This window comes from Streptomyces sp. NPDC001315 (genome assembly GCF_042896175.1).
GTDB lineage: Bacteria > Actinomycetota > Actinomycetes > Streptomycetales > Streptomycetaceae > Streptomyces.
In genome coordinates, this window is the sequence record NZ_JBIAWZ010000002.1 from 363,210 (window position 1) to 387,073 (window position 23,864).

Here is a 23,864-nt window from a genome sequence, read left to right on the forward strand (position 1 = left end):
TGATCCGGGGCTCAATGCTGTTCGGGGCCACTCCGGCGCCGCGCCCACCTCGGCTACTTCTGCGCCCGCACCGGAATGTCCAGGATCACCTGCGTGCCGCGCTCCGGAGCCGGAACCATGTCGAAGGTTCCCCCCAACTCGCCCTCCACCAGCGTCCGTACGATCTGCAGGCCGAGGTTGCCGGAGCGGTGCGGGTCGAAGCCCTCGGGCAGGCCGACGCCGTCGTCCTGGACGGTGACGAGCAGCCGGGCCTCCTTCGTCGTGCCGCCGCGGACCGCGGAGACCTCGACCGTGCCGGTTTCGCCCTCACGGAAGCCGTGTTCGAGAGCGTTCTGCAGGATCTCGGTGAGGACCATCGACAGCGGGGTGGCGACCTCCGCGTCCAGGATGCCGAAGCGGCCGGTGCGCCGGCCGGTGACCTTGCCCGGGGAGATCTCCGCGACCATCGCGAGCACGCGGTCGGCGATCTCGTCGAACTCCACGCGCTCGTCCAGGTTCTGGGAGAGCGTCTCGTGCACGATCGCGATCGAGCCGACCCGGCGCACGGCCTCCTCCAGCGCCTCCCGGCCGCGCTCGGACTCGATGCGCCGGGCCTGGAGGCGGAGCAGAGCGGCCACTGTCTGGAGGTTGTTCTTCACCCGGTGGTGGATCTCCCGGATGGTCGCGTCCTTGGTGATCAACTCGCGCTCGCGACGACGCAGTTCGGTGACGTCACGCAGCAGGACCAATGAACCGATGCGTGTGCCCTTGGGCTTGAGGGGGATCGCGCGGAACTGGATCACACCGTCGTGGGCCTCGATCTCGAACTCGCGCGGCGCCCAGCCGCTCGCGACCTTGGCCAGCGCCTCGTCCACCGGGCCCCGGGTCGGGGCGAGTTCGGCGGTGGTCTGGCCGAGGTGCTGGCCGACGAGGTCCGCGGCCAGGCCCATGCGGTGGAAGGCCGACAGCGCGTTCGGGGACGCGTACTGCACGATGCCGTCCGCGTCGAGGCGGATCAGGCCGTCGCCGACGCGCGGTGAGGCGTCCATGTCGACCTGCTGGTTCGGGAACGGGAAGGAGCCCGCCGCGATCATCTGCGCCAGATCCGAGGCGCTCTGCAGGTACGTGAGCTCCAGACGGCTCGGGGTGCGCACGGTGAGCAGGTTGGTGTTGCGGGCGATCACGCCGAGGACGCGCCCGTCCCGCCGTACGGGGATCGACTCGACCCGGACCGGGACCTCCTCGCGCCACTCCGGGTCGCCCTCGCGCACGATCCGGCCCTCGTCGAGGGCGACGTCCAGCATGGGGCGGCGGCCGCGCGGGACGAGGTGGCCGACCATGTCGTCCTGGTACGAGGTGGGTCCGGTGTTGGGCCGCATCTGGGCGACGGAGACGTACCGGGTGCCGTCGCGGGTGGGGACCCACAGGACCAGGTCGGCGAAGGAGAGGTCGGAGAGCAGCTGCCACTCCGAGACCAGCAGGTGGAGCCACTCGAGGTCGGAGTCGTCGAGGGCTGTGTGCTGGCGTACGAGTTCGTTCATGGAGGGCACGTGTGCGAGCGTACCCGGCGGTTTGTGCGACCCCTAAAAACACCCGCGGGCCGCGGCGCCTGAGAGGGACCCTCAACCCTCCCGGCACCGCAGCCCGGAGCAATATCGGCCGTGGGGTGTGCGGTCCCGGTCGGCCGAAGGATGAGGAGCCGGGGCAGTCAGGGCAGAGAGCACCGGATCCTCGGTCCGCTCTCCTGTGCGGGGAGAGCGGAGGCTCGTTGTGTTGTCAACCTTCTCTACGCATTGTGGACTAGACCACTTGGTGTGTCCATGCGTCGGAGGCTGTTTTGTTGTTGGGTTTTACGGTTGACGCATGGCAGCCTAGCCCGCCCGGGTCACCCGCGGGGCCAGATGGTCATGGCAATTTCCGCGAGCGCCGCCGGTTCCTCCCGGCTCGCCCCGCCCCGCGCCTGTCCGAGCGAGACCGGCCGAGGCGATTCTGTTAGATTGGTCTAAACCACATAGCGCAATCGCGCAGACCTTCCAGCCCTCTTCGGCTCTCTCCAGAACGGCAGGCCCAGCGTGGAAGTTGTCATCGTTCCGGACGCCCAGTCGGGCGGCGAGCTCATCGCCGAGGCCATGGCGCAGCTCCTGCGGCGCAAGCCCGACGCGCTGCTCGGTGTGGCCACCGGCTCGACGCCGCTGCCCGTCTACCAGGCGCTGACGGCCAAGGTGCGCTCCGGCGCCGTGGACACCTCGCGGACGCGGATCGCCCAGCTCGACGAGTACGTGGGACTGCCCTCCGACCATCCGGAGTCCTACCGTTCGGTGCTGCGCCGCGAGGTGCTGGAGCCGCTCGGCATCGGGATGGACGCGTTCCTGGGGCCCGACGGCGCGGCCGAGGACGTGCAGGGGGCCTGCGAGGCGTACGACCGGGCGCTGGCCGAGGCGGGCGGTGTGGACCTTCAACTGCTGGGTATCGGGACCGACGGGCACATCGGGTTCAACGAGCCCTGCTCCTCGCTCGCCTCGCGCACCCGGATCAAGACGCTGACGGAGCAGACCCGCGTGGACAACGCGCGCTTCTTCGACGGCGACATCGAGCAGGTGCCGCACCACGTCATCACCCAGGGCATCGGCACGATCCTGGAGGCGCGGCACCTGGTGCTGCTCGCGACCGGTGAGGGCAAGGCGGACGCGGTCGCCGCGACCGTGGAGGGGCCGGTCGCGGCGGTGTGCCCGGCCTCGGCACTCCAGCTCCACCCGCACGCGACGGTCGTGGCCGACGAGGCCGCCGCGTCCAAGCTGAAGCTCGCGGACTACTTCCGGCACACGTACGCCCACAAGCCGCAGTGGCAGGGGATCTGACCGGCGCCTCGGACGTGCCGAAATGCGTGAAGGCGCCGGGCTCCCGGAAGGGGCCGGCGCCTTCGTCGTACGTACCCGTGCCGTGCGGGCTACCGAACACTTACCCAGTGCTCCACCCTTCAGGGTGGAGGTGTAGGGCATCCTCGCCCTGGTGCCCCGTAGGGGCGCAGCGCCACTGCTAATGTCGCCTTGTCCGACAACGTAGTTGGCGGACCTACCGCCGGACGGGCGGGATGTCAGGCCTGTGGAGGCCTTGTAAGACCACCCTCGGGTGGCAGGGGCCAGTGAAGCAGGAACCCAAGGGGGCACCGCGTAGCGGTGCTGACCGGAATCGCCTGCGTTCACGCAGGCGAGGGCGTCAATGCCCCGCGATGACCTCCGCCGCCGCCCGGCCGCACACGCGGGCCGCGCCGTGGGTGGCGATGTGGAGGGCGCCGCGGGGCGGGGCCTGGGGGACGCCCATCTCGACCACGATCGTGTCGGGGCGGGCCGCCAGCACGGCGTCGAGGGCCGTCGCCATCCACGGGTGGCGGTGCTCGTCGCGGACGACGGCGACGATCCGCCGCTCCCCCGCCGCCGCCAGCGCCACCCGCCCCGCGTCCTCGCCCGCGAAGCTGCCCGTCTCGGTGCCCGGCAGCAGGCGGGCCAGTTCGGAGGCCACGCCCCAGGGGGTCTCGTCGCCGACGGCGATGTTCGCGACCGGAGAGAAGGCGGCGACGTACGGGGGTTCGGCGGGCGGCTCGTACGGCTGTGCGTTCGTGACCGTGAGCGCGCGCCGGGCGGCGACGAGCCCCACGTCGGCGCGGACCTCACGTTCCTCCGCAGGAGCCGCCGTCGTCGTCCAGCGGGCCAGCGCGCGCACCCGTTCCGCCGCGTCCGCCAGCCGTTCCTCGGCGAGTTCGCCCGAGCGTACGGCCGTGACGAGGGCGTCGCGCAGGCGTCGTACGGTCTCGTCGTCGGCCAGGCCGCCGCCCACGCAGATCGCGTCGGCGCCGGCCGCGACGGCGAGCACGCTGCCGCGCTCGATGCCGTAGGTGGCGGCGATCGCCCGCATCTCCATGCCGTCGGTGACGATCAGGCCGTCGTAGCCGAGTTCGCCGCGCAGCAGGTCGGTGAGGATGCGGCGGGACAACGTTGCCGGATGGTCGGGGTCCAGGGCGGGGACCAGGATGTGCGCGCTCATGACCGCCCGGGTGCCGGCGGCGATGGCCGCGCGGAACGGGGCCAGTTCGCGCTCCGCCAGCACCGCGGCGTCCGCGTCGATGCGGGGCAGCGCGTGGTGGGAGTCGACGGCCGTGTCGCCGTGGCCCGGGAAGTGCTTGGTGCAGGCGGCGACGCCCGCGGACTGGAGGCCGGTGACGTAGGCGGCGGTGTGCCGGGCGGCCAGGGCGGTGTCCGCGCCGAAGGAGCGGACACCGATGACCGGGTTGGCGGGGTTGGAGTTGATGTCCGCGGAGGGCGCCCAGTTCAGGTTGACGCCGCACGCCGCGAGCCGTCGTCCCAGCTCGAAGGCCACCTCCCTGGTCAGCTCGGTGTCGTCCACCGCGCCGAGCGCGTGGTTGCCGGGGAAGCTGGAGCCGGTCCGCACCTCCAGCCGCGTGACGTCGCCGCCCTCCTCGTCGATCGCGACCAGCACGTCGTCCCGCTCGGCGCGCAACTGGGCGGTCAGGGCGGCCAGTTGTTCCGTCGAGGCGATGTTGCGGCCGAACAGGCCGACGGAGGCCAGGCCTTCCCCGAGGCGCCGCAGCAGCCAGTCGGGGGCGGTGGTGCCGGGGAAACCGGGCTGGAGGACCGTCAGGGCGTCTCGGGTGAGCGTGTCGGTGCCGCTGGCGAATGTCGTCATCGGGGGGCGTTATCCCTTCACGGCGCCGGCGGTCAGGCCACTGACGGCCCTGCGCTGCAGGAAGACGAAGAGGATCAGGATCGGGACGGCGAAGAGCGAGGACGCCGCCATGGTCGCGCCCCAGTCGTCGCCGAAGGCGGTCTGGAAGCTGGACAGCCACAGCGGGAGCGTCTGGGCCCCGGCCTCCTTGTTGAGGACCAGGACGAGCGGGAACTCGTTCCAGGCGGTGATGAAGCCGAACAGCGAGGTGGACATGAGGCCCGGGGCGAGCAGCGGCAGGATGACCCGGCGGAACGCCTGTCCGCGCGTGCAGCCGTCGACCATCGCCGCCTCCTCCAGCTCCCTGGGCACGGCGGCGACGAAGCCGCGCAGCGTCAGGATGGTGAAGGGCAGGATCATCATCATGTAGAAGACGGTCAACGGGACCAGGCTGTTCAGCATCGACGAGTCGCGCACGATCATGTAGATCGCGATGACCATGACTTCCCAGGGAGCCATCTGGGCCAGCATGAAGCCGACGATGAAGCCGCGCCGCCCCCGGAACCGCATCCGCGCCAGGGCGAAGGAACCGGCGAGCGCGATGACCAGCGCGAAGACGACCGCGAGGACCGTGACGATCAGCGAGTTGCCGACGTACGTCCAGAAGTGGTCGACGCCGGTCGCCGTCTTGAAGTGCTCGAAGGTGATGTCGGTCGGGAACCAGACCGGGTCGTCCGCGATGATGTCGCCGGCCGGCTTGAAGGCCGTGGCGAACATCCAGTACACGGGGAACACGAAGGCGACGAACAGGACGGCGGCCGTGACGTTGGGCCACAGGCGGCCGAAGAGCGAGCGCTTCACAGCTCGTCCTCCTCTTGCTTGAGCACGATCCGCAGGTAGTAGGCGGTGACGCCGAGCAGGATCAGGATGGTCAGCACGGCGATCGCCGCGCCCATGCCGTAGTGCTGGTTGCCGACGCCCTCGATGTAGGCGTAGACGGGCAGGGTCTCGGTGAGCCGGTCGGGGCCGCCGCCGTTGATGGTGAAGACCTGCACGAACGCCTTGAAGATCCAGATGATCTCCAGGAACGTGGTCGCGTAGAGGAAGGGCCGCAGGAACGGCAGGGTGACCGTGGTGAAGCTCTTCCACACGCCGGCGCCGTCCAGGGCCGCGGCCTCGTACAGCTCGCCGGGGATGGTCGTGGTGGCCGCGTACAGGTTGATCGCGACGAACGGGATCGACTGCCAGACGATCAGCAGGGTCACGACGAAGAAGGTCGACATCTGGCTGCTGGTCCAGCTGTAGTCGGCCATGGAGTGCCAGCCGAGCTTGTCCAGCACCCAGTTGACGACACCGAAGCGCTGGGCGAACAGCCACTGGTAGACGGTGGTCGCGGCGACCACGGGCATCGCCCAGGCCAGCACCAGGCCGATCAACAGGGTCACCCGCATCCGCCTGCCGAGGCGGGCGAGCAGCAGGCCGACCAGGGTGCCCAGGACCATGGTCAGAACGACGTTGACCGCCGTGAACAGCAGCGAACGCAGGGTGACGCGCCAGAAGTCCTCCCCGGTGAGGACCTCTTTGTAGTTGCCGATGCCGTTCCACTCGGTGACATGCTGGATCAGCTGTCCCATGTTGAGGTTCTGGAACGACAGCAGCAGGTCCTTCAGCAGCGGCCAGCCGAGCAGCAGCACGGTGGCCGCGCAGGCCGGCAGCAGCAGGAGGTACGGGGCGAGCGCGCCGATGCGCGACGCGGCTCGCGGTTGTGGCCTGCCGGGGACTGCGTCGTCCGACTTGCGGACGTCCGCCGGACCGGAGGGCGGCCGTTCGGTCTGCACGGTCATGCTCGCCATCTCTTCTCTCGACCTGGTCGACGCCGGGAGCGGGGGCCACCGGGAGGGCGGCCCCCACCTCCTTCAGAGCGCTACTGCTGCTGCGACAGGCGCTTGTTGAACTCGCCCTCGACCTGCTTGGCGGCTTCGGCCGGGGACTTACCGTTCAGGACGGCCGTCATGTAGGTCTTGATCGGGTTGGGCGCGTTCTCGACGGCGGCCCACTCCGGGATCAGCGGCGTGGTGCCACCGCCCGCGGCGGCCGGCGCGGCGGCCTCGGCGGCTGCGTTGCCCGCCAGGTTGGTCTGCAGCGACTCCTTGTTCGGGATGACGCCGTTGAGCTTGGCCAGCTCACCCTCGTACTGGTCGGACAGGGCGATCTTCAGGAACTCCTTGGCGAGCGCCTGCTTCTTGCTGCCCGCGGCGACGGCGAGGTTGGAGCCGCCGAGGAAGACACCCTCGGGCTTGGCGGCCGTGGCGCCGGGGATGGTGAAGTAGCCGATCTCCTTCTCGATCGCCGGGTTGGCCTTGATCGCGGTGCCGGCTTCCCAGCCCATGCCGATGAACGCGCCGACGTTGCCCTTGGCGAAGACCTCGCCCTGCTGCGGAGTGGCCTCGTCCTTGTCCTTGGGCGCCTCGGACAGCGCCTGGAACTTCTTGTACGTCTCCATGGCCGCGGTGACCTTCGGGTCGGCGAGGTTGGAGACGTACTTGTCGCCGTCCTTCTTGACCAGCTCGGCGCCCTCGCCGACCGTCAGGCCGACGAAGTGGTACCAGTTCTGGCCGGGCAGGTAGATCGGCTCGGCCTTGGTCTTGTCGCCGATCTGCTTCAGGTCGGCGTAGAACTCGTCACGCGTCTTCGGGAGGTCCTTGATGCCGGCGTCGGCCCAGACCTTCTTGTTGTAGATGACGACGCGGTTGGCGAAGTACCAGGGCGCCGCGTACTGCTTGCCGTCGAAGACGGAGGAGTTGTTGAGGGACTGCGTCCAGTCGGCGCCGATGGCGCTCTTCAGGTCCGCGAGGTCGGCCAGGCCGCCGGTCTTGGCGTAGGCCGGGGTCTGGGTGTTGCCGATCTCGAAGACGTCCGGCGGGTTCTCCTCCGACAGTGCGGTCGTCAGCTTCTGCTGGATGCCGTTCCACTGCTGGATCTCGAACTTGACCTTCGCCTGGGTCTTCTTCTCGAAGGCGGCGGTGACGTCCTTCTGCCACTGGTCCGGCGAGGAGCCGTCCATGACCCACACGGTGAGCGTCTGGCCCTTGTAACCGTCCGCCCCGGCCTTGCTGTCACCGCCGTCGTCGCTGCCCCCGCACGCCGCGATGGAGACCATCATGCCCGCGATACCGATCGCGGCTGTCAGCTTGCGCTTCACGCCACCCTCCTCAGGGATGCCCTCAAACCCCCCACGCTCCCTGCGGTGACCGTTGTGGTGGGTACCGCCCAGCGGGGCCGGGACTGGACCAATGGTGTAGACCAGTAGGGGGGAGCTTGGCCCAGACCAATAGGGCTGTCAAGGGTGTTCGAGGGCGCCCGAGTCGTCCGTTACGGGACCGCGATATGCAGGGACTTTTCATTTCGCAAGCGACCAGAACGGACTGCCCTGTTCGCGCGTACCGCGAACGCCGGCCCGGCGTGCTGGACTAGACCAACATGGGCCCCGACGGTATACAGAGGGGATCACGGAGTGCGAGTCATCCACAGGGGACACCCCGCACACGAAGCCGTGCCACGATGTGAGCCGCGGTCGACGGGTATGTCGGTCGCTTCGGCACCCGGAGCCGGGAAGGCAGAGCATGAGCACCGACGTCAGCAGTGCGGAGAACGAGGGTGGGGCCACCGTCCGTACCGCGCGCGTGCCCAAGTACTACCGCCTGAAGAAGCACCTGCTGGACATGACGGAGACGCAGGCGCCCGGCACGCCGGTCCCGCCCGAGCGGACCCTGGCGGCCGAGTTCGACACCTCGCGCACCACCGTCCGCCAGGCGCTCCAGGAGCTCGTCGTCGAGGGCCGTCTCGAACGCATCCAGGGCAAGGGCACCTTCGTCGCCAAGCCGAAGGTCTCGCAGACGCTCCAACTCACCTCGTACACCGAGGACATGCGCGCCCAGGGCCTCGAGCCCACTTCGCAGCTCCTGGACATCGGCTACATCACCGCCGACGACACCCTCGCCGGCCTCCTCGACATCACCGCCGGTGGCCGCGTCCTGCGCATCGAGCGCCTGCGCATGGCCAACAACGAGCCGATGGCGATCGAGATCACCCACCTGTCGGCGAAGCGCTTCCCGGCGCTGCGCAGGTCCCTGGTGAAGTACACGTCCCTGTACACCGCCCTCGCCGAGGTCTACGACGTCCACCTCGCGGAGGCCGAGGAGACCATCGAGACCTCACTGGCCACCCCGCGCGAGGCGGGCCTGCTCGGCACCGACGTGGGCCTGCCCATGCTGATGCTGTCCCGGCACTCGCTGGACAAGGACGGCCAGCCGGTGGAGTGGGTGCGGTCGGTGTACCGGGGGGACCGCTACAAGTTCGTGGCCCGGCTGAAGCGCCCGCAGGACTGAGCGACTTGGGGCACGCGGGGGCAGCGACAGACCGACAGGACCGGGACCCCCGACAGGGGTTCCGCTGCTGCCGACGACCGCCTCCGACGCCCGCCGTGTGCCCGATATACGGACGGGGGTTCCGCTTCTGCGACACCGTGACCTAGATTGCCTGCGCGTTAACGGTGATCAGTGAGGGGACGGAACCGCCAGATGTCGAATACACCAGAAGTGGACAGAGGGCCATTGGTGACGCCTGTGCGCGTCGTCATCGCCCTCTGCCTCGTCGCGCCCTTCGTGGCGATGCTGTGGGTCGGATCGTTCTCGAAGACGGATCCGACACTCATCGGCATCCCGTTCTTCTACTGGTACCAGATGCTGTGGGTGCTCATCTCCACGGCGCTGACGATGACCGCGTACCAGCTGTGGCAGCGTGACCAGCGCGCCCGCGCCTCCCAGCAGGGGGGTGCGTCGAAGTGAAGGACGGGGTCAACGGCGTCGCGCTCGGCGTCTTCATCTTCTTCTTCCTGGCGGTCACGGTCCTGGGCTTCCTGGCCGCGCGCTGGCGCAGGGCCGAGAACGAGCACAGTCTCGACGAATGGGGCCTGGGCGGCCGCTCGTTCGGCACCTGGATCACCTGGTTCCTGCTCGGCGGCGACCTGTACACGGCGTACACCTTCGTCGCGGTCCCGGCGGCGATCTACGCGGCGGGCGCGTCGGGCTTCTTCGCCGTGCCCTACACGATCCTGGTCTACCCGCTGATCTTCACGTTCCTGCCGCGCCTGTGGTCGGTCTCGCACAAGCACGGGTACGTGACGACCTCGGACTTCGTGCGCGGCCGCTTCGGCTCGAAGGGTCTGTCGCTGGCCGTCGCCGTGACCGGCATCCTCGCGACGATGCCGTACATCGCGCTCCAGCTCGTCGGTATCCAGGCGGTGCTGGACGTGATGGGCGTGGGCGGTGGCGAGGACACGAACTGGTTCGTCAAGGACCTCCCCCTTCTGATCGCCTTCGGCGTGCTGGCGGCGTACACGTACTCGTCGGGTCTGCGCGCCCCCGCCCTGATCGCGTTCGTGAAGGACGCGCTGATCTACATCGTCATCGCGGTGGCGATCATCTACATCCCGATCAAGCTGGGTGGCTTCGACGACATCTTCGCCAAGGCGGGCGACGCGTTCAGCCAGACCAACCCCGCGACGGGCAAACCGCGCGGCGCGGTGGTTCCCGGCGAGGCGAACCAGTGGACCTACGCCACGCTGGCGCTGGGCTCCGCGCTGGCCCTGTTCATGTACCCGCACTCGATCACCGCGACGCTGTCCTCGAAGAGCCGTGACGTGATCCGCCGCAACACCACGATCCTGCCGCTGTACTCGTTGATGCTGGGCCTGCTGGCCCTGCTCGGCTTCATGGCGATCGCGGCGGGTGTGAAGGTGCAGAACGGCCAGCTGGCCATCCCGCAGCTGTTCGAGGACATGTTCCCGGACTGGTTCGCGGGCGTGGCCTTCGCGGCGATCGGCATCGGAGCGCTCGTCCCGGCGGCCATCATGTCGATCGCGGCGGCGAACCTCTTCACCCGCAACATCTACAAGGACTTCATCAAGCCCGACGCGACGCCGCAGCAGGAGACGAAGGTCTCCAAGCTGGTCTCGCTCCTGGTGAAGGTGGGTGCTCTGGTCTTCGTCCTGACCATGGACAAGACCGTCGCGATCAACTTCCAGCTGCTGGGCGGCATCTGGATCCTGCAGACCTTCCCGGCGCTGGTCGGCGGCCTGTTCACCCGCTGGTTCCACCGCTGGGCGCTGCTCGCGGGCTGGGCGGTCGGCATGGTCTACGGCACCCTCGCCGCGTACGGTGTCGCCTCGCCCACGCAGAAGCACTTCGGCGGCTCGTCGAAGGAGATCCCGGGCATCGGCGAGATCGGCTACATCGGCCTCACCGCCTTCGTGCTCAACGTGGTCGTCACGGTGGTCCTCACCTTCGTCCTGAAGGCCCTGAAGGCCCCGGAGGGCGTCGACGAGACGTCCCCGGCGGACTACACGGCCGACGCGGGCGACCCCGGGGTACAGGTGGAACTGCCGCCGGCCACGGCGGGGTCGGCGCACTAGCCGCCCCTCGGGTGTCGTCGCGGGTCTCTCCGGGGGCTGCCGCCCCCCAGACCCCCGCTTCGGCCTGAACGGCCTCGTCCTCAAACGCCGGACGGGCTGGATGACGCGGACCGGCACTGAAAAGCCCGGTCGGCGAAAGTCCAGCCCGTCCGGCGTTTGATGCACGGGCACGGAGGGTCAACCTACGGGTAGCGGCGGCGGGGGCGGGACAAGCGACCGGACCCCCGTCCCGCACCTCTCCGACATCACTCTCCTCACCCACGATTTGACGCTCTGCCACGCTCCGAAGCCGACCAGACACAACATCTGGGGGTGACACCGCAGCCCGGCACAAGATGTATGCTCATGCTCGCTGTCGTCGCAGGGGAATCCGGTGCGAATCCGGAACTGTCCCGCAACGGTGTACTTGTGCACATCTGTGCACAGGAGTCAGTCCGAGGACCTGTGGACAGCGCGCCCGGCCATCCGGTCCGGGTGCCCTGACGTCCGGGCCTCGTGGAATGGGCCGGTGGACGCGACGCCCCCGTGCGTTCGTGTGCTGCCCGCTGCCCTCCGCAAGGCCCCGTGCCGAGCGAGGGAGAGCCCCACGTGACCATCGCGCCAGCCGATCCGGCTTCAGCCACCCCGGCGATGGAGCCCGACGGTCCCGGTACCGCGCTGCTGCGGACCCTGACCGAGCTGACCGCCGACCTCCCCGACGCCGACCCCGGCCGGGTCGCCGCCGCCGCACTGCGCGGCCGGTCCGCGCGGGCGGACGAGACGGAGCTGCGCGAGCTGGCCACGGAGGCGGCCGCGGGGCTCATCTCCGAGGACCCGGCCTACTCGAGGCTGGCCGCCCGGCTGCTGACCATCAGCATCGCCGCCGAGGCCGCCTCGCAGGGCGTGACGACGTTCACCGAGTCCGTCGCCGTCGGGCATCGGGAAGGGCTCATCGCCGACCGTACGGCGGAGTTCGTGCGCATCCACGCCGACCGTCTCGACGCACTCGTCGACGTCGCCGCCGACGACCGCTTCGGCTATTTCGGCCTGCGCACCCTGCACAGCCGCTATCTGCTCCGGCACCCGATCACCCGTCGCGTGATCGAGACGCCCCAGTACTTCATGCTGCGTGTCGCGAGCGGCCTGGCCGAGAACACTGCGCTCAGTTCGGAAACAGGCGCACGCGCGCTGGACGAAGTCGCCGCGCTCTACGGGCTCATGAGCCGCCTCGACTACCTCCCCTCCTCCCCCACGCTCTTCAACTCCGGTACGCGGCACCCCCAGATGTCGTCCTGCTACCTCCTCGACTCCCCGCTGGACGAGCTGGACTCCATCTACGACCGCTACCACCAGGTCGCCCGCCTCTCGAAGCACGCCGGCGGCATCGGCCTTTCGTACTCCCGGATCCGTTCCCGCGGTTCGCTGATCCGCGGCACGAACGGGCACTCCAACGGCATCGTCCCGTTCCTGAAGACCCTCGACGCCTCGGTCGCCGCGGTGAACCAGGGCGGCCGGCGCAAGGGCGCGGCCGCGGTCTACCTGGAGACCTGGCACTCCGACATCGAGGAGTTCCTGGAGCTGCGCGACAACACGGGTGAGGACGCGCGTCGTACGCACAACCTCAACCTCGCGCACTGGATCCCGGACGAGTTCATGCGCCGCGTGAACGCCGACGCGCAGTGGTCTCTCTTCTCCCCCGCCGATGTGCCCGAGCTGGTCGACCTGTGGGGCGACGAGTTCGACGCGGCCTACCGCAGGGCGGAGGCGGCGGGGCTGGCGAAGAAGACGATCGCCGCCCGGGACCTGTACGGCCGCATGATGCGCACCCTCGCCCAGACCGGCAACGGCTGGATGACCTTCAAGGACGCCGCCAACCGCACCGCCAACCAGACGGCCGAACCGGGCCACGTCGTCCACTCCTCCAACCTCTGCACGGAGATCCTGGAGGTCACCGACGACGGGGAGACGGCGGTCTGCAACCTGGGGTCGGTCAACCTCGGCGCCTTCGTCGTCGACGGCGACATCGACTGGGAGCGGCTGGACGAGACCGTCCGCACCGCCGTCACCTTCCTCGACCGCGTGGTCGACATCAACTTCTACCCGACCGAGCAGGCGGGCCGGTCCAACGCCAAGTGGCGTCCGGTCGGGCTCGGTGCGATGGGTCTGCAGGACGTCTTCTTCAAGCTGCGCCTGCCCTTCGACTCCCCGGAGGCCAAGCGGCTCTCCACCCGTGTCGCCGAGCGCATCATGCTCGCCGCGTACGAGGCCTCCGCCGACCTGGCCGAGCGCAACGGCCCGCTGCCGGCCTGGGAGAAGACCCGTACGGCCAGGGGCGTCCTGCACCCCGACCACTACGACGTCGAGCTCACCTGGCCGGAGCGCTGGGCAGCCCTGCGGGAACGTATCGCCACCACGGGGATGCGCAACTCGCTGCTCCTCGCGATCGCACCCACCGCCACCATCGCGTCCATCGCGGGCGTGTACGAGTGCATCGAGCCGCAGGTGTCCAACCTGTTCAAGCGCGAGACGCTGTCCGGTGAGTTCCTCCAGGTCAACTCGTACCTGGTGAAGGACCTGAAGGAGCTCGGCGTCTGGGACGCGCGCACCCGTGAGGCGCTGCGCGACTCCAGCGGCTCGGTGCAGGACTTCGCGTGGATCCCGGCCGACGTACGGGCGCTGTACCGCACGGCGTGGGAGATCCCGCAGCGCGGTCTGATCGACATGGCAGCCGCCCGGACCCCGTTCCTGGACCAGGCCCAGTCCCTGAACCTGTTCCTGGAGACGCCGACCATCGGCAAGCTCTCCTCGATGTACGCGTACGCCTGGAAGTCGGGCCTGAAGACGACGTACTACCTGCGCTCCCGCCCGGCGACCCGCATCGCCCGCGCGGCACAGGCGCAAGCCACCATCCCCGTCCAGCAGGCGGCCGACCCCGACGCCGTCGCCTGCTCGCTCGAGAACCCCGAGTCCTGCGAGGCCTGCCAGTAATGAGTTCCACCCGTAACCAGAATCTCCTCGACCCGGGCTTCGAGCTGACCCTGCGCCCCATGCGCTACCCCGACTTCTACGAGCGCTACCGGGACGCCATCAAGAACACCTGGACCGTGGAGGAGGTGGACCTCCACTCGGACGTGGCAGATCTCGCGAAACTGTCACAGGGCGAGCAGCACATGATCGGCCGGCTGGTCGCGTTCTTCGCGACGGGCGACTCGATCGTCGCGAACAACCTCGTGCTGACGCTGTACAAGCACATCAACTCCCCCGAGGCGCGGCTGTACCTGAGCCGCCAGCTGTTCGAGGAGGCCGTCCACGTCCAGTTCTACCTGACGCTCCTGGACACCTACCTCCCCGACCCGGACGACCGCGCCGCCGCCTTCGACGCCGTGGAGAACATTCCCTCCATCCGCGAGAAGGCCGAGTTCTGCTTCAAGTGGATCGACGAGGTCGAGAAGCTGGACCGTCTGGAGACCCAGGCCGACCGCCGCCGCTTCCTCCTCAACCTGATCTGCTTCGCGGCCTGCATCGAGGGCCTGTTCTTCTACGGTGCCTTCGCGTACGTCTACTGGTTCCGCAGCCGGGGTCTGCTGCACGGCCTGGCCACCGGCACCAACTGGGTGTTCCGCGACGAGACGATGCACATGAGCTTCGCCTTCGAGGTCGTCGACACCGTCCGCAAGGAGGAGCCGGAGCTCTTCGACGACCAGTTGGAGCAGCAGGTCACCGACATGCTCCGGGAGGCCGTCGAGGCCGAGCTGCAGTTCGCGCGCGACCTGTGCGGTGACGGCCTGCCGGGCATGAACACCGACTCGATGCGCCAGTACCTCGAGTGCGTCGCCGACCAGCGCCTGAGCCGTCTCGGCTTCGCTCCGGTGTACGGCTCGGAGAACCCGTTCTCCTTCATGGAGCTCCAGGGGGTTCAGGAACTGACCAACTTCTTCGAGCGGCGTCCGTCGGCGTACCAGGTGGCGGTGGAGGGCACCGTCGACCTGGACGAGGACTTCTGATCCCGTCCGGTCTCCCCGGGCTCCTGGGCCTCCCCCCTGATCTGTCGGTCGATGCGCCGGTCGCGCACGATGCCGATCAGTGAGGGGAGGACCAGGAGGACCAGGATCCCGAGAACAGCGCCCCTTCCGCACAGCCGGTCGCTGGGGACCACGCCCAACGCCTGCCGGCGGACGTTCAGGGGCCAGGAGGCCGCCTGAACGTCACCACCCGTCACCTCTCCAGCGGCCTCAACAGCAGTTTGTGCGGGCGCAGTGTGATGCCCACCCGGGTCGTGTCGTCAGAACCGGTCACCTGCTCGAAGCGGTACTTCGTCGCCACCGCCGCCGTGATCAGGCTCAGTTGGGCCATCGAGAAGTGGTCGCTCGGGCACTTGCGGTTGCCCACGCTGAACGGGCTCATGGCATGTTTCGGCACGTCCTTGACCCGTTCGGGCAGCCAGCGGTCGGGGTCGAACTCCAGGTTGTGTGCGTAGGAACGCGCGTCGCGCTGGATCGCGTAGGGGCTGTACACGATGTCCGCACCGGCCGGAATGCGATAGCCACCGAGTTCGGTGTCGGTCACCGCCCGCCGCGTCAATATCCATACGGCGGGGCGCAAACGCATAGCCTCGACGACGACATTGTTGGTGTGCGTGAGCTTGCGGACGTCCTCGAATCCGACGGGCCGGCCCCCGGTCACGGATTCGACCTCCGCCCGTACCTTGTCGGCGTGTTCGGGGTGTTCGGTGAGTGCCTGAAGCAACCACATGATCGTGGAGGCGACGGTTTCACTGCCGGGGGTGAGTATCGCGACGACCTGATCGTGGATCTCCTGCTCCCCGATGGGGTCGCCATTCTCGTCCTTCGCTTCCAGCAATGCCGACAGCAAATCGTCAGGCCTTTGACAGGATGCCCGGCGCTCGGCGACGATCTCGTCGACCAGGAGATGCAAATCGGCCAGTGCGCGGTTGAATTCGCGGTTGGCCGGAAACGGCAGCCGGTACAGCGGCCCGAGCGGGACCACCATCCTGCGGTACATACCACGGAAGACGGTGGCGAGCGCGACGCACAAGCGCTCGGCCCGCTCGTCCATGAAGTCGCCGCGCAGCAGACAGCGGGCGGCGATCCGCACGGCGACCCGGAAGGACTCGGAGGTGCAGTCGACGGTCTCGCCGGGCTGCCAGCGCTCGGTCAGCGCATGCGCCTCCTCCTCCATGATCGGCCCGTACGCGGGGATCGCGTCGAGCCGGAAGGCGGGCTGGATCGTACGCCGCTGACGCCGGTGCGTCGGGCCGTTGGCGGTGGCGACGCCCTCCTTGCCGAGCAGGCCTTCCAGCGACTCCCACAGCGGGCCGTCGATCTTGTAGTCGGGGCTGAGGGCCAGCGCGCCGGTGAGGGCGGGGGCGGTGACGGCGTAGACCGTCTTCGGGCCCAGTTTCAGGCGTACGACGTCGCCGTGGTCGCGCAGTCGCGACATGAACGCCAGCGGGTCGCGGACCAGCTTCCAGCCGTGGCCCAGGAGCGGGACACCGCCTCCCGCAAGTGGCGGCTCACGCAGCTCCGGCACCTGGAGTCCCGCGGGCTTCACAGAATCGACGGTCATTTCTCACCTGCCGCTTCGTTGTTGACGTACGGGGGCGTGGACCGGTCGTCCCAGCTGTCGACCATGTAACGGCCGGACTCGTGGTGGAACCAGTAGACGGAACTGAACCAGTTCCGCATGTTTCCGAGGCAGGCCCGTACCGCGACACTCAGTTCTTTTCCCCGCACCGTGTCGTCGGCGAGTTCGTCGGCGAACCGTAAGGCGTCCCGTTCGGCGGTCAGGAATTCTGATATGCATTCTTCGACGCGCCGCCGGATTTCCTCCACTGCCTCTTCGAGAGTCAGTCCCTCATGAGTGACGAGACTGATTCCGAGATTGTGTACCTCGTCGCCCGCGATTTCCTTCGGAAGCGAGCAGAGGTCGTTGTACCAGGCGGCGAATTCCTGACTCAGCAGCGCCGCCCGTCGATATGCCGGGTGTTTGCGCACGGCGTCCGGGAGTTCGCATCCCGCACTCGGCTCCAGCAGGTCCGTCCATATCCAGTGCGCGAAGGTGAGGCGACGCAGCGCGAGATACTCCTCGACCGTGGGGACGATCCCCTGGGTGCGGTTGCGGAATTCCCGGTCGTACGCCTCGATCACCTCGTGGAAGTGCCGGGCGAACCGCGCGTTCCAGGTGCCGGGCAGGAACGAGTACAGCCGTCGCACACTGTCCGCGAGCCCCGCAACCAGGGGATCCCCGTGGTGCAGATGGTCCTCGGGGGAGTCCAGGGCCGCATGCAACCGGAACCTCAGCCGCCGCCAGTCGGCCGACCGGCCGTGGACGATGTCACGGTCGTGCCGGTCGTCCCAGACGAAGAACCACGCGCTGTAGTCGGCTATGGCCTGCAGGACCTCGTCGGGGGCGCCGATGTAGTACCCCGCCATGAGGTCGGTGTAGCACAGGCCATCGGCATATTCCGCCACCTTGTCCGCCGGCATGAGCCGTTTTTCCAGCAGCCAGGTGCGTGTCTTCTCCTGAAGCTTTGGCCAATACTGGTGGAGTTTCCGGGGAAACGCGGCCTCGATCGCCCGGAGAGAGAGCGAGGGTGGAACTGCGATCACTGTCGATGTGGTGCCGTACGTGGTGCTGTATGGGAAAGCAGGCACGAACTACCCCTCTCAGCCGCCGGTCAGCGCAACACCCCTCCCGTCGTGCCGGGCGTGCGCCGTTGCGTATCCCCGCACTTCCCATTCAGCACCACGACTGACCGTTCTGGGAATGGATTTGCTTAATTCGCTACCCCAACGTGCCGAGAATCCCCCTCGCGTGACTGGTTATGGATCACCGCACGCATGTATGAGATCGAACGTGCGACGGACAGACGACCGACACGGAGAGACGACCGACGCGTAGAGACGAACGACGCCTGGTCAGGAAAGAACCTGACCAGGCGTCCGCGGAGTCGTTGTCCGGCTCAGTCGTTGGCGACCACCGGGTAGCGCGGCTCGTTCTCGGCCATCTGCCGCAGCGCGTCCTTGCGGTCACGCTTGGAGAGGCGGTCGATGTAGAGGTAGCCGTACAGGTGGTCGGTCTCGTGCTGCAAACACCGGGCGAAGTAGCCGGTGCCGCGCACCTTGACGGGGTTGCCCTTCTCGTCCTGCCCGGTCACCTCGGCGTAGTCGGGGCGGGCGAGCGGCATGTACGCGGTCGGCACCGACAGGCAGCCCTCGTTGCTGTCGTCCAGGCGGCGCTTGTCCGCGGGCAGCTCGACGACCTTCGGGTTGCAGACGACCCCGACGTGCCGGACGCCCTCGTCGTCGGGGCAGTCGTAGACGAAGACCTTCAGGTCGACGCCGATCTGGTTCGCGGCCAGGCCCACGCCCTCGGCGGTGCGCTGGCTGGCGAACATGTCCGCGACCAGCTGCTGGAGCTCCTCGCCGAAGTCGGTGACGTCCTTGCACTCCTTGTGCAGCACCGGGTTGCCGACGACCGTGATCGGCCGGGAGGTGCCGCGCTCGCGCCAGGCCGCCTCGCGCTCCTCCGCCTCCCCGGTGTCGATGACGAAGCCCTCGTCGTCCACGGGGAGCACGCCCGCGTGCTGCTGATCGGTGTCCTGCTGCGCCATGACCGACGTACGCCTTCCTGCAAGCCTGAGAATTCTGCGAGTACAGCCTAAAGGGGACGCCCGGCGAAGGACGGCTCAGCAGACCTCTTCGAGGTCCCGCCAGTCCCGTGAGTCCGGGCTGTCCGCCACCCAGCCGTCCAGCAGCCCCCTCACCAGTGAGGCCGGCGCGGCCACCCCGCACTCCCGCTCGGGCACCCACAGCTGCCCGTCGGTGCGGTGGCCGAGCGGCCCGGGGTGCCCGGGTTCACTGTGGTCGTGCGGGTCGAGGTGCACGCCTTCGCCCTCGTCGGACGGCATCCGCGACTCCGAGCACATCCGGCACAGCAGCCGTACGGAGGACGACCAGTCCTCGGCGGCGAAGCCCGCGTCGGCGGCGAGCCGCTCCAGCGCGTCCCGGTCGGCCTCGGTGGCGGCCTCCAGCAGGACCACCCAGGTGGGCACGGGCGACGGCGCCCACAGCTCGATCTCGTCGAACACCGGATAGGAGTGCCCGGCCGACGTGGTGCGCTCCCCGTGGGGCACCCCGTCGTGCAGCACGACCTCGCCCCAGCGCCGCCCGGACGACGGCAGCGGAATGGACAGCACCTCGATCCGGGCGGGGTCGAGCCTGCGCCCCCACACGACCTCGGCCTCGCCCTCGGGCGACAGCCGGACGGCCGCGCTGCCGAGGTCCATGCCTACGGGCTCCCCGGACGCCGTGGCGCCCCCGGGCACATGCAGCCCGTAGGCCTGCCAGGCCCGGCGGGCCAGCGGCCAGTCCTGCAGGGCCGTGGCGGCGATGCCGACGTTCCACCAGTCGGGGGCTCCGGTCTCCCGGTCGAGCAGGGCGACGGCCCTGAGCCCGGCCGTGCGGGCCTGCTCCCAGTCGTGCCGGAACTTGTGCAGCAGGGCGAGGTTGAACCAGGACTCGGACAGCCAGGGCTCCAGGTCGGCGGCCCGCGTCAGCAGCGCGCCCGCGTCCTCGTACCGGCCGTCGCCGATCAGTGTGAACGCCCGATCGGTGGCCTGCCGCCAGGAGGCGGAGGGCCGGTGCCGTCCCTTTCCGAAGATCCTCACGATTCCCGCCTGCCAGTTCCAGTTCCGTGGAGTGGGCTGGCTTGTGCCCCCGGACACCCTCTCCCTCGCATCCAACCACGTAGGGCTGGAGAGGCGCTCATTACCCATGGGTTACCCCACCGGGGGCAAGGTCAGACAGCCCCGTGACAGGACCCGGGCCAGCGCCTCCACGACCTCGGGCGCGTACTCTCCGGCCGTCCCCAGCCGCAGTTCCTCCAGGGCCGTCAGGGGCCCGCCCGGCCCGGCGTCGCGCGCCTTCTCCTCGTACGCGTTCACGGCCCGCACGATCCGCGCCGCCACCGGCTGCTCCCGGTAGGGGTCGGCCTGCCGCTCCACCACCACGGCGACGGCCCCGTCGACCCCCGTCTGCCGTACGACGGCCCCACCGAGCAGTGCGATCCGCCGCTGCTGGGCGGCGGGCAGCACGGCGGTGGCCCCCGCCGGCACGGGGTCCACGAGGCTCAGCTGCCCGATGTCGTGCATGAGCGCCGCGTACTCCAGTACGTTCAGTTCGGGCTCCGACAGTCCCATGTCCCGCCCGACGGCCCGACTGAGCGCGGCGACGCGGCGCGCGTGTCCGGCGGGGGTGCAGCCGGCTGTCTCGGTGGCCCGGGCGAGCGAGGCGATGGTCTGCCGGTAGGTGGCACGCACGGCCGCGTACCGGCGCAGGGACACCTGGGTGAGCAGCAGGGGCAGACAGAAAACGGGCAGCGCCCACAACCCCACCACGGCGACCGCGAGCGCCATCACCACCCCCGTCGCGCACACGGCCGACCCGATCCCGAGCAGGGACCGCAACTCGTCCCGCAGCAACGGCCCGAACGGCCACCCCGTCCGGGAGCGGGCCAGGGCGGCCGCGAGCACGGCGTCGCACAGCGCGGTGAGCGCGAGCAGCGCGACCAGCAGCAGCGCGTAGGCATGCCCGGGCCAGCCGTCGAACACCCCCTTGCCGTAGAGGGGTTGGAAGCACACGGCGGCGAACCCGGTGGTGAGCACCCGCCGCGCCAGCTGGTCGAGCGCCGGCCCCTGCCCGCGCGCGATGTGCGGAACGCTGCCGAGCAGGGAGGCGGCGACCACCACGGCGACGATCTGCGCGACGCCCATGAGGGTCCCCCCTGCTCGGGCGGAGTCGAGAACCCGGGGGAGCGTCGGGTGGCCCCCGTTCTCTCCGAGCAGGGCGTACGAGAGCGCTCCGGCGGCGGCGAGGGGCGCGGCCTCCCTGCCTTCCGGGCCGCTCCACCGGGTCAGCTCTCCGACGGCGACCAGGACCCCGAAGGCAAGGGCGGCTCCCCGGTCGTCGATGCCGGTCCAGAGGGTGCCGGCGAGACAGAGGGCGCCGAGGGTGAGGGCGGAGGTGCGGATGAGGGGGAGCGCCACCGAGCGGTGGCGCAAGGTCATCGGTGCGCTCCTGGCCGACTGGACACCGGTGGAGGCGGAGCGGGTGGGTGGACGCGAGGGGACCGGTCCTCGTCTGCCGTGACCGCCGGATGCCACCCGTACCGCCCGAGCGCCCGCACCAACGCCGTGACCATCAACGGGTCGAACTGAGCCCCCGCACACCGCTCGAGCTCCTCCAACGCCACCCGAACCGGGCGTGCCCTCCGGTAGGACCGCGTGGACGTCATCGCATCGAACGCGTCGGCGACCGCGACGACCCGAGCGAACTCCGGGATCTGGCTGCCGACCAGTCCGTACGGATACCCGCTGCCGTCCAACCGCTCATGGTGATGCAGGATCGCCGACCGGGCCTCCCCGAGAAAGCCGATGCCCCGCACGATTTCGTGCCCGTACTCGGGATGCAGCTCGATCACCCGCCGCTCCTCGGGAGTCAGCGGCCCGTCCTTGCGCAGGAGCCGCGTGGGGACGCCCAGCTTGCCCACGTCGTGCAGGATCCCGGCGAACCGGAGCACCTCGACCCGCTCGTCGTCCATGCCGAGCTCACGCGCGATCATCACGGACGCCTGCCCGACCCGCTCACTGTGCCCGCGGGTGTACCCGTCCTTGATGTCGACGGCCTGCACCAGCGCGCGAATGGTCGCCTGGTGGGCGGCCCGTTCCCGGTGGTACTGCGCGAACACCCACCAGGACACGCACATCGGCAGCAGCACGAGCAGCGCGGCGACAGGCCCGTACGGACTGCGCCACAGCACGGCCATCATCAGCCCGGCGAGCCCGTGCACGGCGGCGGGCACCAGTGACCGGAGGAACAGTCCGCGCCAGGCCCGCCGCACCGGCACGCGTTCGGCCAGCGCGAGGATCCCGCCGTCCAGCACGGCCGGCACGAGCCAGAACGTCAGCACGGCCGCCCCGGCCGGCAGCAGTACGCAGGGAAAGCGGGACGCCGCCACCGCCTCCGGCCCGCCGAGCGCTCCGTGCACCCGGGCCGCGGCCCACACCCCGAGCATCAGCTCGGCGGCACGCCACACCCGGCGCAGCAGGACAGGCCGATCGGCCCGGGAGAACAGCGCCCCCGGCAGCGCGACGAGCGCCGCGACCGGCGGGGGCAGCAAGAAGGCCCCGGCCAGCAGCACGGGGCGGAACGTTCCGGCGAAGCGGCGCGCCGCGACCCGCTCACCACCGGCGTACAGGGCCGCCAGCAGGACGACGGCCCACCAGGGGGTGCGGGCGGACGGCAGCGGGCGCAGACAGAGCACCGCACCGAGGACGGCACAGGCGACGACGTACGCACGTGCCCGCGCCGCTACCGCCGCCTCCATGACGTCCGCCCCTCCCCCGGCCACGACCGTGCCTGTACAGGCTCCGGAGCGTAGAGCGGCCGGGGGTGGGTCCACGGGCGTATGAGCCGCCGGTTAGCACGTTCGGGTGACGTCAGCCCGTCCAGTGGACGGTGGGACGGTGGGCGGGAGTTCAGGACTCCTGAGGCGTAGCCGTAGCCGTAGCCGTAGCCGTCACGTCGTCGTGGTCGGGGACGGCCTGTCCGGAGCGGATCAGGTCGATGCGGCCCATGACCTTCGCCCGCAGATCCGTCGGCACGTCGTCATGCCCACAGCACCGCTTGACCAGCTTCTTCACGGCCTGCTCCAGACCGTACTTCTCGAGGCACGGCGAGCATTCCTCGAAGTGGTGCTGGAACTTGTCGCGGTCGAGGGGCGGCATCTCACTGTCGAGGAACTCGTACAGGTGGTCGAGGACCTCACTGCAGTCCGTCTCGTGCGGCTCTCCGCAGCTCATGAGCCCGAGCCTTTCGCTTCGTTCGACTCTCCGGCGCCGGCCGGGACCAGCCCACGCTCACGGGCGTAGTCCTCGAGCATGCCGCGCAGTTGACGGCGGCCCCGGTGCAGCCGGGACATCACCGTACCGATGGGTGTCCCCATGATGTCCGCGATCTCCTTGTACGCAAAGCCCTCTACGTCCGCGAGATAGACGGCGATGCGGAACTCCTCGGGGATCGCCTGAAGCGCCTGCTTCACGTCCGAGTCGGGCAGGTGGTCGAGCGCCTGCGACTCGGCGGAGCGCAGACCCGTCGACATGTGCGACTCGGCACGCGCGAGCTGCCAGTCCTCGATCTCCTCGGCCGCACTGCGCTGGGGTTCGCGCTGCTTCTTGCGGTACGAGTTGATGAAGGTGTTGGTGAGGATGCGGTACAGCCATGCCTTGAGGTTGGTGCCCTCGCGGAACTGGTGGAAGGACGCGTACGCCTTCGCGTACGTCTCCTGCACCAGGTCCTCGGCGTCGGCCGGGTTGCGCGTCATGCGCAGGGCTGCCGAATACATCTGGTCGAGGAATTCGAGCGCGTCCCGCTCGAAGCGCGAGCTACGCTCCGCGGACGACTCCGCGCTCATACCCGGGCCCTCGGGCTGCTCCGCCTGGCCGTTGTCGGTCCCTGCGTCGGTCCCAGTGACCGGACCCACCTCCTCAAGTTCCTGGGCAGGACCGAAACCGGTCCCACTCGAATCGGAGGATAGACGACGACCCGTGCCTGCCGCCGCTCGAATAGGAGCGATCTTGGCCGCATGCAGCACCGTCCAGTCCAGGTCAGTACTGCTGCTGCGGCTCGGGCAGATGGTCGAACCCATGCGGCGGACTTCCTCTCCTAAGACGTCG

Annotated in this window: 19 protein-coding genes and 1 riboswitch; of the genes, 6 read left to right on the forward strand and 13 right to left on the reverse strand. The window is 69.4% G+C overall.

Annotation, left to right across the window (positions count from 1 at the left end; all coding sequences use genetic code 11):
- Positions 1 to 53: 53 nt before the first annotated feature.
- A complete protein-coding gene (locus ACFY16_RS08815) occupies positions 54 to 1,520 on the reverse strand; it encodes a sensor histidine kinase (RefSeq protein WP_390646692.1) in 1,467 nt (488 codons plus the stop codon).
- 531 nt (positions 1,521 to 2,051) lie between these two features.
- On the opposite strand from ACFY16_RS08815, the gene nagB reads away from it, so the two are divergent.
- Positions 2,052 to 2,837 carry a glucosamine-6-phosphate deaminase gene (gene nagB, locus ACFY16_RS08820; RefSeq protein ID WP_390646395.1) on the forward strand — a complete coding sequence of 262 codons (786 nt, stop codon included), beginning with the start codon at positions 2,052 to 2,054 and terminating at the stop codon, positions 2,835 to 2,837.
- A gap of 358 nt (positions 2,838 to 3,195) precedes the next feature.
- Here nagB and ACFY16_RS08825 read toward each other — a convergent pair whose 3' ends face one another.
- The 4 genes from ACFY16_RS08825 to ACFY16_RS08840 all read right to left on the reverse strand — a co-directional run bounded on the left by ACFY16_RS08825 (position 3,196) and on the right by ACFY16_RS08840 (position 7,861).
- The gene (locus tag ACFY16_RS08825) at positions 3,196 to 4,680 is read right to left on the reverse strand and encodes a glycoside hydrolase family 3 protein (RefSeq protein ID WP_390646396.1); all 1,485 of its coding nucleotides are present in this window, start codon (positions 4,678 to 4,680) and stop codon (positions 3,196 to 3,198) included.
- A 9-nt stretch (positions 4,681 to 4,689) separates the two neighbouring features.
- Positions 4,690 to 5,520 carry a carbohydrate ABC transporter permease gene (locus ACFY16_RS08830; RefSeq protein WP_390646397.1) on the reverse strand — a complete coding sequence of 277 codons (831 nt, stop codon included), beginning with the start codon at positions 5,518 to 5,520 and terminating at the stop codon, positions 4,690 to 4,692.
- A complete protein-coding gene (locus tag ACFY16_RS08835) occupies positions 5,517 to 6,503 on the reverse strand; it encodes a carbohydrate ABC transporter permease (protein ID WP_390646398.1) in 987 nt (328 codons plus the stop codon). Before ACFY16_RS08835 ends, ACFY16_RS08830 begins: the two co-directional genes overlap by 4 nt.
- A gap of 80 nt (positions 6,504 to 6,583) precedes the next feature.
- Positions 6,584 to 7,861, reverse strand: a complete 1,278-nt coding sequence (locus ACFY16_RS08840) for an extracellular solute-binding protein (protein WP_390646399.1) — start codon at positions 7,859 to 7,861, stop codon at positions 6,584 to 6,586.
- A gap of 421 nt (positions 7,862 to 8,282) precedes the next feature.
- On the opposite strand from ACFY16_RS08840, the gene ACFY16_RS08845 reads away from it, so the two are divergent.
- The 5 genes from ACFY16_RS08845 (at position 8,283) to ACFY16_RS08865 (ending at position 15,114) form a co-directional block, all read left to right on the forward strand.
- Positions 8,283 to 9,047 carry a GntR family transcriptional regulator gene (locus tag ACFY16_RS08845; RefSeq protein WP_390646400.1) on the forward strand — a complete coding sequence of 255 codons (765 nt, stop codon included), beginning with the start codon at positions 8,283 to 8,285 and terminating at the stop codon, positions 9,045 to 9,047.
- A 192-nt stretch (positions 9,048 to 9,239) separates the two neighbouring features.
- Entirely contained in the window at positions 9,240 to 9,506 is a 267-nt protein-coding gene (locus ACFY16_RS08850) for a DUF3311 domain-containing protein (protein WP_390646401.1), read from the forward strand.
- Positions 9,503 to 11,131 (forward strand): monocarboxylate uptake permease MctP, encoded by a 1,629-nt coding sequence (gene mctP / locus ACFY16_RS08855; RefSeq protein WP_390646402.1) that lies wholly within the window; start codon positions 9,503 to 9,505, stop codon positions 11,129 to 11,131. The genes ACFY16_RS08850 and mctP overlap by 4 nt, the downstream gene beginning before the upstream one ends.
- Before the next feature lie 326 nt (positions 11,132 to 11,457).
- Positions 11,458 to 11,596: riboswitch (cobalamin riboswitch) on the forward strand.
- Positions 11,597 to 11,719: 123 nt separating this feature from the next.
- Positions 11,720 to 14,098: a ribonucleoside-diphosphate reductase subunit alpha gene (locus ACFY16_RS08860; protein WP_390646403.1), complete on the forward strand. Its 2,379-nt coding sequence runs from the start codon at positions 11,720 to 11,722 to the stop codon at positions 14,096 to 14,098.
- Positions 14,098 to 15,114 (forward strand): ribonucleotide-diphosphate reductase subunit beta, encoded by a 1,017-nt coding sequence (locus tag ACFY16_RS08865; protein ID WP_390646404.1) that lies wholly within the window; start codon positions 14,098 to 14,100, stop codon positions 15,112 to 15,114. Before ACFY16_RS08860 ends, ACFY16_RS08865 begins: the two co-directional genes overlap by 1 nt.
- 211 nt (positions 15,115 to 15,325) lie before the next feature.
- Here ACFY16_RS08865 and ACFY16_RS08870 read toward each other — a convergent pair whose 3' ends face one another.
- The 8 genes from ACFY16_RS08870 to sigR all read right to left on the reverse strand — a co-directional run bounded on the left by ACFY16_RS08870 (position 15,326) and on the right by sigR (position 23,671).
- Positions 15,326 to 16,696, reverse strand: a complete 1,371-nt coding sequence (locus ACFY16_RS08870; protein WP_390646405.1) for a cytochrome P450 — start codon at positions 16,694 to 16,696, stop codon at positions 15,326 to 15,328.
- On the reverse strand, positions 16,693 to 17,784 hold the full coding sequence (gene cyc1 / locus ACFY16_RS08875) for an epi-isozizaene synthase (protein WP_390646406.1): 1,092 nt from the start codon (positions 17,782 to 17,784) through the stop codon (positions 16,693 to 16,695). The genes ACFY16_RS08870 and cyc1 overlap by 4 nt, the downstream gene beginning before the upstream one ends.
- Before the next feature lie 308 nt (positions 17,785 to 18,092).
- Entirely contained in the window at positions 18,093 to 18,743 is a 651-nt protein-coding gene (gene def / locus ACFY16_RS08880; protein WP_390646407.1) for a peptide deformylase, read from the reverse strand.
- A gap of 75 nt (positions 18,744 to 18,818) precedes the next feature.
- Positions 18,819 to 19,799 (reverse strand): tetratricopeptide repeat protein, encoded by a 981-nt coding sequence (locus ACFY16_RS08885; protein WP_390646408.1) that lies wholly within the window; start codon positions 19,797 to 19,799, stop codon positions 18,819 to 18,821.
- Positions 19,800 to 19,910: 111 nt separating this feature from the next.
- Positions 19,911 to 21,197, reverse strand: a complete 1,287-nt coding sequence (locus tag ACFY16_RS08890; protein WP_390646409.1) for an HD-GYP domain-containing protein — start codon at positions 21,195 to 21,197, stop codon at positions 19,911 to 19,913.
- Positions 21,194 to 22,516, reverse strand: coding sequence for an HD-GYP domain-containing protein (locus ACFY16_RS08895; RefSeq protein WP_390646410.1), 1,323 nt, complete (start codon positions 22,514 to 22,516; stop codon positions 21,194 to 21,196). The genes ACFY16_RS08890 and ACFY16_RS08895 overlap by 4 nt, the downstream gene beginning before the upstream one ends.
- Positions 22,517 to 22,667: 151 nt before the next feature.
- Positions 22,668 to 22,991 (reverse strand): mycothiol system anti-sigma-R factor, encoded by a 324-nt coding sequence (gene rsrA / locus ACFY16_RS08900; RefSeq protein WP_390646411.1) that lies wholly within the window; start codon positions 22,989 to 22,991, stop codon positions 22,668 to 22,670.
- Positions 22,988 to 23,671, reverse strand: a complete 684-nt coding sequence (gene sigR, locus ACFY16_RS08905; protein WP_390646412.1) for an RNA polymerase sigma factor SigR — start codon at positions 23,669 to 23,671, stop codon at positions 22,988 to 22,990. The genes rsrA and sigR overlap by 4 nt, the downstream gene beginning before the upstream one ends.
- Positions 23,672 to 23,864 lie beyond the last annotated feature (193 nt).

Excerpts from the sequence above, each read along its gene's own strand:
- ACFY16_RS08815 (WP_390646692.1), bottom strand. The coding sequence starts at position 1,520 with ATGAACGAACTCGTACGCCAGCACACAGCCCTCGACGACTCCGACCTC.
- ACFY16_RS08825 (WP_390646396.1), bottom strand. The coding sequence starts at position 4,680 with ATGACGACATTCGCCAGCGGCACCGACACGCTCACCCGAGACGCCCTG.
- ACFY16_RS08835 (WP_390646398.1), bottom strand. The coding sequence starts at position 6,503 with ATGACCGTGCAGACCGAACGGCCGCCCTCCGGTCCGGCGGACGTCCGC.
- ACFY16_RS08845 (WP_390646400.1), top strand. The coding sequence starts at position 8,283 with ATGAGCACCGACGTCAGCAGTGCGGAGAACGAGGGTGGGGCCACCGTC.
- ACFY16_RS08850 (WP_390646401.1), top strand. The coding sequence starts at position 9,240 with ATGTCGAATACACCAGAAGTGGACAGAGGGCCATTGGTGACGCCTGTG.
- ACFY16_RS08865 (WP_390646404.1), top strand. The coding sequence starts at position 14,098 with ATGAGTTCCACCCGTAACCAGAATCTCCTCGACCCGGGCTTCGAGCTG.
- ACFY16_RS08870 (WP_390646405.1), bottom strand. The coding sequence starts at position 16,696 with ATGACCGTCGATTCTGTGAAGCCCGCGGGACTCCAGGTGCCGGAGCTG.
- def (WP_390646407.1), bottom strand. The coding sequence starts at position 18,743 with ATGGCGCAGCAGGACACCGATCAGCAGCACGCGGGCGTGCTCCCCGTG.
- ACFY16_RS08890 (WP_390646409.1), bottom strand. The coding sequence starts at position 21,197 with ATGACCTTGCGCCACCGCTCGGTGGCGCTCCCCCTCATCCGCACCTCC.
- ACFY16_RS08895 (WP_390646410.1), bottom strand. The coding sequence starts at position 22,516 with ATGGAGGCGGCGGTAGCGGCGCGGGCACGTGCGTACGTCGTCGCCTGT.
- rsrA (WP_390646411.1), bottom strand. The coding sequence starts at position 22,991 with ATGAGCTGCGGAGAGCCGCACGAGACGGACTGCAGTGAGGTCCTCGAC.